This window comes from Dactylosporangium sp. NPDC005555, from assembly GCF_040605635.1.
Classification (GTDB): Bacteria; Actinomycetota; Actinomycetes; order Mycobacteriales; family Micromonosporaceae; genus Dactylosporangium.
In genome coordinates, this window is sequence record NZ_JBEXDG010000070.1 from 1 (window position 1) to 12370 (window position 12370).

General features: G+C 71.6%; 12 protein-coding genes. 6 read left to right on the plus strand and 6 right to left on the minus strand.

The features are described from left to right. Positions 1–339 precede the first annotated feature (339 nt). From ABZS58_RS43915 to rpsD, 3 genes are read right to left on the minus strand one after another with little or no spacing between them, the layout of a single operon-like run. Positions 340–771 carry a hypothetical protein gene (locus ABZS58_RS43915; protein ID WP_354790042.1) on the minus strand — a complete coding sequence of 144 codons (432 nt, stop codon included), beginning with the start codon at positions 769–771 and terminating at the stop codon, positions 340–342. Next, positions 771–1904, minus strand: coding sequence for an N-methyl-L-tryptophan oxidase (solA, locus tag ABZS58_RS43920; RefSeq protein WP_354790044.1), 1134 nt, complete (start codon positions 1902–1904; stop codon positions 771–773). Before solA ends, ABZS58_RS43915 begins: the two co-directional genes overlap by 1 nt. Positions 1905–1922: 18 nt before the next feature. Further along, a complete protein-coding gene (rpsD, locus tag ABZS58_RS43925; protein WP_354790098.1) occupies positions 1923–2531 on the minus strand; it encodes a 30S ribosomal protein S4 in 609 nt (202 codons plus the stop codon). A 44-nt stretch (positions 2532–2575) separates the two neighbouring features. Between rpsD and ABZS58_RS43930 the strand changes: the two genes are divergently transcribed. The 4 genes from ABZS58_RS43930 to ABZS58_RS43945 all read left to right on the plus strand — a co-directional run bounded on the left by ABZS58_RS43930 (position 2576) and on the right by ABZS58_RS43945 (position 6166). Next, entirely contained in the window at positions 2576–3283 is a 708-nt protein-coding gene (locus tag ABZS58_RS43930) for a DUF2470 domain-containing protein (RefSeq protein ID WP_354790045.1), read from the plus strand. Between the two features lie 43 nt (positions 3284–3326). Then, positions 3327–4142 carry a S1 family peptidase gene (locus ABZS58_RS43935; RefSeq protein ID WP_354790046.1) on the plus strand — a complete coding sequence of 272 codons (816 nt, stop codon included), beginning with the start codon at positions 3327–3329 and terminating at the stop codon, positions 4140–4142. Positions 4143–4221: 79 nt separating this feature from the next. Further along, positions 4222–5136, plus strand: coding sequence for a TIGR03619 family F420-dependent LLM class oxidoreductase (locus ABZS58_RS43940; protein WP_354790047.1), 915 nt, complete (start codon positions 4222–4224; stop codon positions 5134–5136). Positions 5137–5212: 76 nt separating this feature from the next. Beyond that, entirely contained in the window at positions 5213–6166 is a 954-nt protein-coding gene (locus ABZS58_RS43945) for an NAD(P)-dependent alcohol dehydrogenase (protein WP_354790099.1), read from the plus strand. Here the strand turns inward: ABZS58_RS43945 and ABZS58_RS43950 are convergent. The 3 genes from ABZS58_RS43950 to ABZS58_RS43960 all read right to left on the minus strand — a co-directional run bounded on the left by ABZS58_RS43950 (position 6153) and on the right by ABZS58_RS43960 (position 8560). Then, entirely contained in the window at positions 6153–6980 is an 828-nt protein-coding gene (locus tag ABZS58_RS43950) for a metallophosphoesterase (protein WP_354790049.1), read from the minus strand. The two genes, ABZS58_RS43945 and ABZS58_RS43950, sit on opposite strands and share 14 nt — an antisense overlap. Positions 6981–7062: 82 nt before the next feature. Then, complete coding sequence (locus ABZS58_RS43955; RefSeq protein WP_354790051.1) at positions 7063–7854, minus strand: hypothetical protein; 792 nt, start codon at positions 7852–7854, stop codon at positions 7063–7065. Between the two features lie 28 nt (positions 7855–7882). Beyond that, positions 7883–8560, minus strand: coding sequence for a hypothetical protein (locus tag ABZS58_RS43960; protein WP_354790053.1), 678 nt, complete (start codon positions 8558–8560; stop codon positions 7883–7885). A 165-nt stretch (positions 8561–8725) separates the two neighbouring features. On the opposite strand from ABZS58_RS43960, the gene ABZS58_RS43965 reads away from it, so the two are divergent. Further along, positions 8726–8986 (plus strand): hypothetical protein, encoded by a 261-nt coding sequence (locus ABZS58_RS43965; RefSeq protein ID WP_354790054.1) that lies wholly within the window; start codon positions 8726–8728, stop codon positions 8984–8986. A gap of 408 nt (positions 8987–9394) precedes the next feature. Continuing rightward, positions 9395–12196 (plus strand): GH92 family glycosyl hydrolase, encoded by a 2802-nt coding sequence (locus ABZS58_RS43970; protein WP_354790055.1) that lies wholly within the window; start codon positions 9395–9397, stop codon positions 12194–12196. Positions 12197–12370: the final 174 nt, after the last annotated feature.

Here is a 12370-nt window from a genome sequence, read left to right on the forward strand (position 1 = left end):
CTCCGCCCACGATCCAAAGACCGCGGCACGGGGTCAATCAATTGGCACTGGCTTAACAAGCACCCTGTTGAGTTCTCAAACAACCAACACACACCTTGAAACCGCCTCTTTGTTGAGGCGCTCTCTCGGGGCCTTCATTACTGTAGAACGTCTCGGTCGATTTCGCCAAATCGCGATTCCCAGGGGATTCGCTAGCATCGCCCGAACACACCCGTGCTGACGCTCACCGTTAGGTGAGTGAACTGTCGGATGGCCTCGCACACCGGCCGATGGTCGCTGTGCGACACACCCGCCCGGCTCGTGCTGGCTGTGCAAACTTACTCGTCCCGGACCGGCCTGTCAACACCCCCGCAGGACCCGGCGCATCGCGACCAGTATTTCCGCAGGTGAGAACCGGGTTGCGGCGAGCGCTTCGGCCCTCGCGAGGGCGACCCCGAGCCCCACAGCAGGCGCGCCGCGGACGACCGCGAGCAGCCACGCCTCCAGCAGCGTCGCGTCCGGCGGCAACTCCGGATCGTCGGGAGGCGGCGGTGCGGAGCCCACCGGAGGAAGCGGCACGCCCGAGGAAAAATACGCTCCGGGTGGCACGCAGACACGGAACGGATGCACGCAGGTCGGCACGCCTGTGTCCGCGGTCACGCGATAGCCCAGCGCGGCCGAGAAGGGGATGGCCGGCGACGGCCGCGGCGCGACGTCGAAGGCCCCCATCGGCAGCCGCTGTCCCGGACATGCGACGCACGTCTCGTCCCGCAGTTCGTCAGGGGTGAGCATCAGAAGCGGAGGGGATCGAACAACCCGATCGGGTGATCCGTCGCACCGGTGAGCGTCAGATCAGCGAGGATCTCCCCGACCACCGGCACGAACTTGAACCCGTGCCCGGAGAAGCCGCACGCCACCGTGACGTTCGCGTGCCCGGGATGCCGCCCGATGACGAAGTGGTGATCGAGCGTGTTGGTGTACATGCAGGTCTTGCCACCCAGATAGCGCCCGGCGAGCCCGGGCACCCGCGATTCGAGATGCGCCGCGACGTCCGCGATCTCGGAGGGGCGGATCGAGCGGTCGATCGTCGACGGCGTGGTCACCTCGCCGCCCCGGAAGAACGCGACCTTGACCCCGCCGGAAGGCCCGTCCAGTGCGGGGAACCCATACACCTGCATCCCCGGCGGACCCTCCCAGATGAAGATCGGCTGGCGGTCCGGCAGGTAGCCGGAGACGCCGCCCTCGGGCTGGAAGAAGAACTGCACCTGCCGCTCGACGGAGAACGCGATCCCCAGGTCGGCGAGCAGCGACGGCGCCCACGGCCCGGGGCAGACGACCAGCGAACCGGCGGAGTAGGAAGCCGCGGCCGTGCGGACGACGACGCCGTCCGGGGACGAGGTCCAAGCCGACACCGGTTCCTCGAAGTGCAGCGCGGCACCGTGCAGCGCGGCGAGTGCGAGGTTGGCCCGGACGGTCTCCTCGGGGCGGACGTATCCGGCCTGCGGCTCATACAGGCCGATCTCATGCGACGCGGGGCGCAGATTGGGAAACCGCCGGCGGATCTCGGAAGAAGCGAGGATCTCGTGCGGCAGGCCCCACTGCTCGGCCGACAACCGGCTCCCCGCGACGGTGAGGCTGTCGGGCGCGCCGAGCATCAGCCCGCCGCACAGGTCCGTCAGCGAGCGGCCGGAGTCACGCTCGAGCGCCGCCCAGAGCTCGTAGGAGCGCAGCAGCAGCGGTACATATGCCGGATCCTCGAAATAGGACTGGCGGGTGATGCGCGACCCGCCGTGGCTGGCGCCCTGGTCATGGGCGGGTCCGAAGCGGTCGAGGCCGAGGACCCGCTGCCCACGGGCGGCGAGATGGTGCGCGGCCGCGCTGCCCATCCCGCCGAGCCCGATCACGATCACGTCGTAGGTTTCCACTGGTCACCATGGTAGGTGTCAGCGGCTGTAGAACTCCACGATGAGCTGCTCGTCGCAGATCACGGGGATCTCGCGGCGCAGCGGCAGGCGGACGAGCCGCGCGGTGAGGCCGGACAGGTCGACGCTCAGGTACGGCGCGGTCCGCTCGCCGGCGTGCGCGCCGGCCGCGGCGACGACGAACGGCGTCTTCTGCCGGCTGCGCTCGGCCACCTCGATCACGTCACCGGGGCGAAGCCGCGCCGACGGCCGGTCGACCCGGCGGCCGTTGACCGTCAGGTGCTGGTGCGTGACGACCTGCCGCGCCTGGTAGATCGTCCGGGCGAAGCCGGCCCGCAGGACCAGCGCGTCGAGCCGGGTCTCCAGGTCGACGATCAGCTCCTCGCCGGTCTTGCCGGGCCGGCTCGCCGCACGGTCGAAGGCGTGCCGCAGCTGGCCCTCCCGCAGGTTGTACTGCGCCTTCAGCCGCTGCTTCTCCAGGAGCCGGACCTTGTAGTCACTGTGCTTCGGGCGGGCCCGGCCGTGCTGCCCCGGCGGGAAGGGCCGCCGCTCGAAGTACTTCACGCATTTGGGGGTCAGCGCTATGCCGAGCGCCCGCGACAGCCGAACCTTCGGCCGGGACTGGTTCATTCGTGCCCTCTCCACTAAGGTAAGCCTAACCTTAGGAGGTCGCCATGCCCGGGATCAAGCTCCCCACCGCCGCGGAACGGCTCCGCACGCTGCTGGAGGCCGCGTCATCCCTGACGCTGCACATCCCCGGCCACCGCTGCGACCTCATCGGCCGCCATCACGTCGACGGGGCCGGCCGCGTGATCGTGGAGCTGCCCGCGGGCAGTCATGTCGCCCAGCTCGTCGAGGCGGAGCCCGATCTGGGCGCGGTGATCGAGATCACCGACATCGCCCCCACGCCGGTCCGCTCCACGAACCGGGTCCGATCGCGCGCCACGTACGAGGGATGGCTCCAGCCGGCCGGCGAATCCGACGGCGACCTGCGGGTGGTGCTGGAGCTCGCGTCGGCCACGCTGACCGACGGGATCCTCGGCGAGATCGCGGTGGAGGCCGACGAGTTCGCCGCGGCCCGGCCCGACCCCCTCGCCGCCCATGAGGCGGACCTGCTGTGCCATCTGACCGGCGCGCACCCGGAGGCGATCGAGCACCTGTCGCGGCTGATCGCGCCGCACCACCTGCACGGCGTGCACCGCATCGTGCCGGTGCGGATGGACCGCTTCGGCGTGGTGCTCCGGTTGGAGTTCGCCGCCCGCCACCGCGACGTGCAGCTGCCGTTCAGCGCGCCGCTGCGCACCGCCGAGGAGGCCGCGCCGCGCATGCACGAGCTCCTGGCACGGGCCCGCTGCCGCCAGCGCAACCACTCCGGGCACTGATGCCGATACCATCTAGAGATTTACATCTCTAGATGGAGGGGCCATGCGCCGAATCCTCGGAAGCGTCCTGGTGGCAGCGGCGATCCTGCTGCCCGCGACGGACGCCGCAGCCGCACCCGTACAGGCGTACGCGACAACCCCCGGCACCGCCTGGTGGACCGAGCACGGCACGACCGTGCTCAGCATCGACGACTCGGTCCGCCCGTCCACGGCCGCCGCGCTGACCAGGGCCGTCGCGAGCGCGGGCGGCACGGTGCTGCGCGAGCCGGGCACGAGGAAACCGCACATCGCCGGCGGCGACGTCTTCAACGCCGGCGCGCTGGGCGGGCGCTGCCTGGTCGGTTTCAACGCCAGGGCGGGCGCCACGTACTACTTCATCGCCGCGGCGCACTGCGTCCCGGCGGTCGGCGCGACCGTCTACGCGGGCACCGGCACCAGCACCGTCCTCGGCGTCGTCGCCGCCCGGGACCCGAGCTCCGACTACGCCCTCGTGCGGTACACCAACACCACCGTCGCCAAGCCCAGCGCGGTCAACCTGTTCGCCGCCGGGCTGCAGCCGATCTCCGCGTTCGGCTCCGGCACCGTGGGCCAGGCCGTGCGCCGCACCGGCCCGAACGGCGTCCGCAGCGGCACGATCACGTCGCTCAACGTCACCGTCAACTATGCCGGCGGCACGCTGTACAACATGATCCGCACGACCGTGTGCAGCGAACCCGGCGAGAGCGGCGGCCCCCTCTTCGCCGGCACCGTGGGCATCGGCGTCAACTGGGGCGGCAGCGGCAACTGCGCCACCGGCGGGGCCAGCTACTACTCGTCGGTCCGGCGGGCCGCGACCGCCTACGGCGTGGCCCCCTACTGACTGGGTGGACCATGGTGAACCGCCCGCCGGGATGTCACGTTTGGGAGGAAGGATTTCGATCTACGAATAGGGGAAGCGGATGCAGCTCGGCGTCCAGTTGCCAACCGGCGGCGCTCTCGCGGGACCGGCGAACATCGCGCGGGTCGCGAGGGAGGCAGAACGCCTCGGGTACCACTCGGTGTGGACCTACGAGCGGCTGCTCCGGCCGATGGCGGAGATCTCCATGTTCGGCGCCCCGCCCGCGCGCATCCCCGAGACGTACCGGCTGACCTACGAGCCCCTCGAGACGCTGAGCTACGTCGCCGGCATGACCGACACCATCAAGCTCGGCACCAGCGTCATCGACGCGCTGCTGCACCCGCCGATCGTCCTCGCCCGCCGCTTCGCGACCCTCGACCAGTTCAGCGGCGGGCGGGCGATCGCGGGTCTCGGCCAGGGGTGGATGCCCCAGGAGTTCGAGGCCGCCAATGTACCGATGAAGCGCATGGGCGCCGGGATGGACGAGGTCGTCGCGGCGCTGCGGGCCTGCTGGGGACCGGACCCCTCGCAGTTCCAGGGCCGCTTCTACCGGATCGAGGCCTCGGAGGTGAACCCGAAGCCGGTGCAGCCGACGATCCCGATCCTGTTCGGCTCCACCAGCCCGGCCGGGATCGCGCGGGCCGCCCGGATCGCCGACGGCTTCAACCCGATCGCGTTCTCCGCGGAGCAGCTGACCGGGACGGTGGCCACGTTCCGCCGGCTCGCCACGGAGGCGGGCCGGGACGCCGCGGCGCTCAGCGTCGTCGCCCGCGCCAACGTGCCGCTCACCGACGACCCCCTGGATCAGGGACGGCCCTTCCTCGGCGGGGCGCCGGAGCAGGTCGCCGAGGACATCGCCCGCCTCGAGGGCAGCGGCGTGGACACGGTGCTGATCGCCAGCATCCGGCAGACCGACATCGACCTGGAGCTCCGCCTGCTCGACCGGCTCCAGAAGGCCGTCGCCAAGACCGCCTGATGCCAGCACTTGCTGACGCGTGTAAGAATTCTCTTACAGGTGTCGAGCAGGTGTGAGAGGTGGCGTCGTGAAGGCGATGGTCCAGGACGTGTACGGCGACCCGCGGGACGTGCTGCGGCTGCGGGACGCCGACCCACCGGCGCCCGGCGAGCGTCAGGTGCTGGTGCGGGTCGCCGCGACGTCGGTCAACCCGGCCGACGTCTACTTCGTCACCGGCGTGCCGCGCCTGGTGCGGCTCGGCACCGGGCTGCGCCGGCCGCGGCGGAGGATCCCCGGCGGTGACGTCGCCGGGGTCGTCGAGGCGGCCGGTCCCGGCGTGACCCGCCTGCGGCCCGGCGACGCCGTCTTCGGCCGGTGCACGGGCGCGTTCGCGGAGCTCGCCGTCGCCGCCGAGGACGACCTGGCCGCGAAGCCGGAGGCCATGACGTTTCCCGATGCGGCGGCGGTACCCCTCGCGGGCACGACAGCGTTGCAGGCGATCCGCGACGTCGCGCGCGTACGCGCCGGGCAGCGGGTCCTCGTCGTCGGCGCGGGCGGCGGGATCGGCGGCTTCGCCGTGCAGCTCGCCAGGCACTTCGGCGCCGAGGTCACCGGCGTCTGCGGCACCGGCAGTGTGCAGCGGGTCCGGGCCCTCGGCGCCGACCACGTCATCGACCACACCCGGGAGGACTTCACGGCCGGCGACACCCGCTACGACGTCATCCTCGACAACGTCGCGGCCCGGCCGCTGCCGCGGGTCCGGCGGGTGCTCGCCCCGGCCGGTGTCCTGATCCCCAACAGCGGCCGCGGGCGGCTCGCCGGGCTCGACCGCATCGTCGCCGCCAGGCTCACCGGGCTCTTCACCCGCCAGCGCATGGCCACCTTCGTCGCCCGGGACCGCCGGGACGACCTGGTCACGCTCGCCGGGCTCGTCGAGGCGGGCGCGCTGATCCCGCCGGTGGGCGCGACCTACCCGCTCGCGGACGCGGCCGCCGCCCTCGCCGAGGTCGCGGCGGGCCACGCCCGGGGAAAGCTGGTCATCGTTCCATGACCGACACGAGCCTCCCGGGAGGTGTCGCGCGGCGGTTCCACTCCCGCGGATAGCCGACGGAGACCTCCTGGTGCCGCACGCCGTCCTGCCACGTCGTTCTGGGGATGTGGAGGTGTCCGTACACCACCTCGCGCGCCCTGAAACGGGTCGGCCATCCGGCGGTCAGATCGGTGCCGCACCACAGCGCGAACTCCGGGTAGCGCAGCACGTCCGTGGGGTGGCGCACCAGGGGGAAGTGGTTGACCAGCACGGTGGGCAGCTCGTCGGCGGCGGCCTGCAGCCGGGGCTCGGTGAGCTCGACCCTGGCGCGGCACCAGGCGTCGCGGCCGGTGTACGGGTCGAAGTGCAGCAGCACCTCGTCGGTGCCGACGATCCCGGCGGCCTGCGCGGTGGCCATGGCCTCCTCGGTGCTCGACGTGCCCGCCGGCCACCACGAGTAGTCGTAGAGCACGAAGAGCGGGGCCACGATCACCGGCCCGCCGAGGCCGTCCCACACCGGATAGGGGTCCTCGGGCGTGACCACCCCGATGGTGCGGCACATCGCCACGAGCCGGCGGTACCGCTCCTCGCCCCGCGACTGGTCAGGGTCGTCGCGGGTGGTCCACAGCTCGTGGTTGCCCGGCACCCAGATCAGGTTCGCGAAGCGGTCCCGCAGCGTCCGCAGGGTCCACTCGACGTCGGCGAGCTTCTCCCCCACGTCGCCGGCGACGATCAGCCAGTCGTCGTCGTGCGTCGGTTTCAGCTGCTCGACGATCTCCCTGTTCTCCTGATACGACACATGCAGATCACTGATCGCCAGCAGTCTTCCGGTCACGGTTGGACCTTAACCGCTGACATCGTCCGATGCGTATCCCTGACGCGGGGCCGCCTCCGTGCGGCCCCGCGGCGTGCGGTGCTCAGCCCACGGTGGGGATGGGCACCACCGTGTCGGTCGGGATCGGCACCGGGACGCCGGCGCAGGACGGCGTGGTGCCGGGCACCGGTGCCGTGCTGTCGCTGGGCGTCGCCATCGGCGTGGTGCCGTTCATCCCCGGCGGGATGATGATCGCCGGGCCGGTCGCGGACGGGTCCATGGTGGCGCCCGGACCCGGCGGGTTCGGGTCCGTCGCCGGCACCGTCGTCGCGAACGGGTCCACCGCTGCGGGATCCGTCGTCCCCCACGGGTCCACCGTCGCGGGCGTCGGCGTCGCGGACGGGTCCACGGCTCCGGGATCCGTCGTCCCCCACGGGTCGGCCGGGTCCGTCGTCGCGAACGTCCCGGGCAGACCCGGGTCCGGCGGCATGCCGGTGCCTGGCGTCGCGTTCGGGTCAGGTGTCATGCCCGGGTCCGGCGTCATCCCTGGCGCCGGGCTGCCGAACGGTCCAGCGGACGCGCCCGGGTCCGTCGGGTCCATGGAGCACGACGGGTCCCGGGTCGCGAACGGCCCCACGTCCGAGCTCATCGACGGGTCCGGCGGCACCGCGGTGCTCGGGTCGCCGAACGGCGGCAGGGTCTGCGCGACCCGCGCCGTCGCGTCGCCCGCCGCCTCGTGCGCGCCGGCCGTCTGCACGATCCCGCCGGTCAGCGCGACGAGGAACCCCGCCGCCCCGACCACGACCGGTATCCGGAACCGGCCGCTGTTCGGGCGCTGCTGTGTCTGCGACATCTCGTTGAAACCCCCGTTGGTCTCGCCTCGAGTGATCTTCACTTTCAGTAGTTGACAAACTACACAGCGCTCAAACCCTGGACCGTCGGTTGTAGGCCAGGACGGACGGCGAGTCATGGCCGTAGAGGCCGTGGGCGACGACCCGGACCTGGTAGTCGTTGCCGATCGGCACGAACATCATGCACTGGTCGATGCTGCCGTTGACGGTCGCGCAACGGCCGTTGTCCGCGGTCGTCGCCGTGAAGTGGCAGTTACCGGTGCCGGCGTCGACCGGCGGGTGCCACCGCACCAGGAGCCCGCTGTCACGCCCGACGGTGTACACCGAGGTCGGCGGCTGCGTCGCCACGCCGGGGTAGACCGCGCCGGTGGGAGCGCTCGGGCCCGAGTCGGCGACGCCGTCGCCGGGGTCGGCGTGCCCGACGACGGTGATGACATAGGCGCGGCCGTTGGTCAGCCCGGTGATCACGCACGTGATGCCGGTCGTGGTGCAGGTGGCCCCACCGGGTGTGGCGGTGGCGGTGAAGCGCGACGCCGTCGCGCCGTCCGGCGCGGCTGTCCACCTGACGGTGACCTGCCGGTCCTCGCCGGTGGCGGTCACCCCGACCGGCGCCTGCAGCACGCCGGCGGAGGGGCCGACCGGCACGTCCGGCACGATCGTGTTCGACGGCGTGCTCGCCGCCGAGGGGCCGGCCGTGCCGTTCGCGACGACCGCGAACGTGTAGCCCAGGCCGTTGACGAGGCCGGGCACGGTGCAGCTCAGGCCGGAGGTGGTGCAGGTGGCGCCGCCGGGCGCGGCGACGACGGTGTAGCCGCCGACGCCGACGCCGGCGCCGGTGCTGGCCGGCGCGGTCCAGGAGACGGTGGCCGAGGCGTTGCCCGGGGTCGCGGTGACGCCGGCGGTGGCGCGGTCCCGATGCCGGCCGGGCGGGAGGCGGTGACCGCCGGGGCGGTGGTGACCCTCGTGACCCGCTTGACGTCGGTGGTCTTCGTCGCCGCCGGGGCCGCCGAGGCATCGGTTGGCGGCGTTGCCGCCGGACTCTTCGCCGGCACCTTCGCGGTGCTCCGCGCCGGGTGCGGCAAGGGCGGCTTCGTCGCGGTCGCCGCCGCGGGGGGTTTCTCCGCGACCTCCACAGAGGTCTTCGCGGGGGTCTTCGCGGGGGTCGTGGCCGCCTGAGCGACGGCCGCGGGGCGCTGCCGATGGGCCGCGTCGCCGGACGGCTGCGGCGTCTCGGCGGCGAGCGCCCGGCTCGCGAACGCAAGGATGAAGAGCCCCGCTCCAGCGGTGACGCCCAGGCCGAACACCATCAGTCGCGACACGTCGCGACGGCTGCACGTTGGCACCGTGCACCTCCTCGAAGATCCACCCCGAGAATCACCCACAGACCGGCCGTATGCAGCGAAAATTCACGACTTCGGATCTTTCGGACCCGGACGATCTGCGGCGCCGCGGCGCTCGGCACCGCTGCCCCGACGCTCTCGAAGGCAGTCGTCGATGAAAAGAATGTGCCAACGATGTCAACGACGTTGACCTGCGGCTACAGATACTCATAGTTTTCACATCCTTGGATGTATGGGAGGCATTATGAGGACAGCAGGAAGCGGGCGGGTGCTCGTCGTGACGACGTTGCTGGTGGGTGCCGTGGGGACGGCCCTGGTGGCGTCCGCGCCGGCGCTCGCGGTCACCAACCCGGCCGGCTACGTCAACACGCTCGTCGGCACCAACGGCGGCGAGACGTTCCCGGGCGCCGACACGCCCTACGGGATGGTGCAGTGGAGCCCGGAGAACACCGGCGGGAACCAGACCCGCACGGTCCGGCCCGGCGGCTACGGGTACAACACCACCCGGACGCGAGGGTTCAGCCTGACCCACATGTCGGGCACCGGCTGCGCCGGCGGCTCCGGCGACATCCCCTTCATGCCGCACGTCGGCACCGTGGGCTCGTCGCCGTCAGCGGACACCACCGACGCCACGTACGCGAGCGGCTTCTCCCACGGCAACGAGACCGCCACCGCCGGCTACTACCGGGTGGGGCTCAACTCCGGGGTGAACGCCGAGCTGACCGCGACGACCCGCACCGGCTCGGGCCGCTTCACGTACCCGGTCGGCAGCACCGCCTCGATGTTGGTGCGCACCTCGAACTCGGAGGTCGGCAGCAGCGCCGCCACGGTGAACATCGACGCCGCGAACCGCACCATCAGCGGCTCGGTGACCAGCGGCAACTTCTGCGGCTACATCAACGCCGTCGGCCGGCGCAGCTACTACACGCTGCACTTCACGGCGGTGTTCGACAAGCCGTTCGCCGGCGTCGGCACATGGCAGGACAACGCGCTGCGCCCCGGCACGACCTCGGCGTCCGGCGGCACCACCTACGGCACCGACGGCTGGCCGGTCGCCGGCAAGGGCTCCGGCGGCTACGTCACGTTCGACCTCAGCCAGGGCACCGCGGTCGGGGTGCGGGTCGGCATCTCGTACGTGAGCCAGGCGAACGCGCAGGCGAACCTCGCCGCCGAGAACCCGGCCGGGACCACCTTCGACACGGTGCGCCAGCGGGCCACCGACGCGTGGAACACCGAGCTCGGGCGCATCGACGTCACCGGCGGCACGACCGCGCAGCTGCAGACCTTCTACACCGCGCTGTACCACGCGCTGCTGCACCCCAACGTGTTCAGCGACGTGAACGGCCAGTACGTCGGCATGGACCAGCAGGTGCACACGGCGGCGAGCGGGCACGCGCAGTACGCCAACTTCTCCGGCTGGGACGTGTACCGCGGGCAGGTCCAGCTGGTCACCCTGCTGCGCCCGGACGTCGGCGCCGACATCGCCCAGTCGCTGCTCAACCAGGCCAACCAGAACGGTGGCGTCTGGGACCGCTGGACCCACAATCAGGGCGGCACCCACGTCATGACCGGCGACCCGGCGCACGCGGCGGTGCCGAGCATCTACGCGTTCGGCGGCACCGGCTTCGACGCGACCGGCGCGCTCAACTCGATGGTCAGCGCCGCGACCACCGTCACCGCCGCGGACCTGAGCCGCGACGGCTGGAACGTCATGGTCGTCGGCGAGCGGCCGTCGCTGGACAAGTGGCTGTCCATCAACTACATCCCGACCAACGGCAACGCGTGGGGCGGCGCCGGTGAGACCCTCGAGGTCTCCGTCGCCGACTTCGGCGTCTCGCAGCTGGCCCAGCGCCTCGGCAGCACGAGCACGGCGCAGCAGTTCCTGGCCAGGTCGCAGTACTGGAAGAACGTCTTCAACCCGGCCAACGGCGGGTACGTTCAGAACCGCGACGACAACGGCACCTGGCCCTCGTTCTCCCCCGGCAGTGACAGCGGGTTCGCCGAGGGCAGCGCCGCGCAGTACACCTGGATGGTGCCGCACAACGTCCGCGGCCTCTTCGACAGGATGGGCGGCAACGCCACCGCGGTCAGCCGGCTCGACGGCTTCTTCCACAACAGCGACGGCAGCTGGGCGCTCACCGGGGCCGGCGGCACCAAGTCGGAGATGGACAACGAGCCGTCGATCTGGGTGCCGTGGCTCTACAACTTCGCCGGCCGCCCCGACAAGGCGCAGCAGACGATCCGCCAGACGCTCAACGCGCTGTGGGCACCGACGCCGTCCGGCATCCCCGGCCAGGACGACCTCGGTGCCATGTCCGCGTGGTACGTGTGGTCGGCGATGGGCATCCACCCGCTGACCCCGGGCCGCTCGGAGCTGCTGGTGTCCGCGCCGCTCTTCCCGGGTGTCACCGTCAACCGCGGCAACGGCAAGACGATCACCATCACCGCACCGGGCGCGGCCACCTACGTGCAGAGCCTCACGGTCAACGGCGCCGCCTCCACCCGGGCGTGGCTGCCGGAGTCCTTCGTCGCGGGCGGCGGGACCCTGGCCTTCACGGTCGGCACCACCGCCTCTTCCTGGGGCAGCGCTCTTGCTGACGCCCCGCCTTCGTTCGATGTCGCTGCCGGCTCCCCCAACCTGGCGCTGAACCGGCCCGCCACCGGATCCGCCGCCTGCAACACCAGCGAGTCCCCCGCCAAGGCCGTCAACGGCAGCGTGTCCGGCGGCACCAGCGACAAGTTCTGCTCGACTGCGGCGACCAAGTACCTCCAGGTCGACCTCGGCTCGGCGAAGGCCCTCAAGTCGGTGACGGTCCGCCATGCCGGCGCCGGCGGCGAGTCCACCACCTGGAACACCCGCGACTTCGACCTGCAGGTCTCCTCCGACGGGACCACCTGGACCACGGTCTCGCAGGTCCGCGGCAACACGGCGAGCGTCTCGTCGCACACGTTCACCGCCACCGCCCGCTACGTCCGCATGAATGTCCTGGCCGCCGAGCAGGGCACCGGCGGCGCGACCCGCATCTACGAGTTCGAGGTGTACTGACCTTCCCGCCTTTTTCGACGGCCGGTCCCGCTTCGGTGGGGCCGGCCGCCTTATGCGGGCCTTAAAGCGATCTCTCGTCGGTCTTTGGCCGTCTCTCTGCCAGTTGACCGCGCGGCAGTGATGGGCTTAGTTTTCATCCACATCGATACTCGATGAAAATTCCGACCGCCAACG

What these genes read in the sequence shown, in the direction of transcription:
- ABZS58_RS43970 (WP_354790055.1), top strand. Translation starts at nt 9,395, where the DNA reads ATGAGGACAGCAGGAAGCGGGCGGGTGCTCGTCGTGACGACGTTGCTG.
- ABZS58_RS43930 (WP_354790045.1), top strand. Translation starts at nt 2,576, where the DNA reads ATGCCCGGGATCAAGCTCCCCACCGCCGCGGAACGGCTCCGCACGCTG.
- ABZS58_RS43915 (WP_354790042.1), bottom strand. Translation starts at nt 771, where the DNA reads ATGCTCACCCCTGACGAACTGCGGGACGAGACGTGCGTCGCATGTCCG.
- ABZS58_RS43945 (WP_354790099.1), top strand. Translation starts at nt 5,213, where the DNA reads ATGGTCCAGGACGTGTACGGCGACCCGCGGGACGTGCTGCGGCTGCGG.
- rpsD (WP_354790098.1), bottom strand. Translation starts at nt 2,531, where the DNA reads ATGAACCAGTCCCGGCCGAAGGTTCGGCTGTCGCGGGCGCTCGGCATA.
- ABZS58_RS43935 (WP_354790046.1), top strand. Translation starts at nt 3,327, where the DNA reads ATGCGCCGAATCCTCGGAAGCGTCCTGGTGGCAGCGGCGATCCTGCTG.
- ABZS58_RS43965 (WP_354790054.1), top strand. Translation starts at nt 8,726, where the DNA reads ATGCCGGCCGGGCGGGAGGCGGTGACCGCCGGGGCGGTGGTGACCCTC.
- ABZS58_RS43940 (WP_354790047.1), top strand. Translation starts at nt 4,222, where the DNA reads ATGCAGCTCGGCGTCCAGTTGCCAACCGGCGGCGCTCTCGCGGGACCG.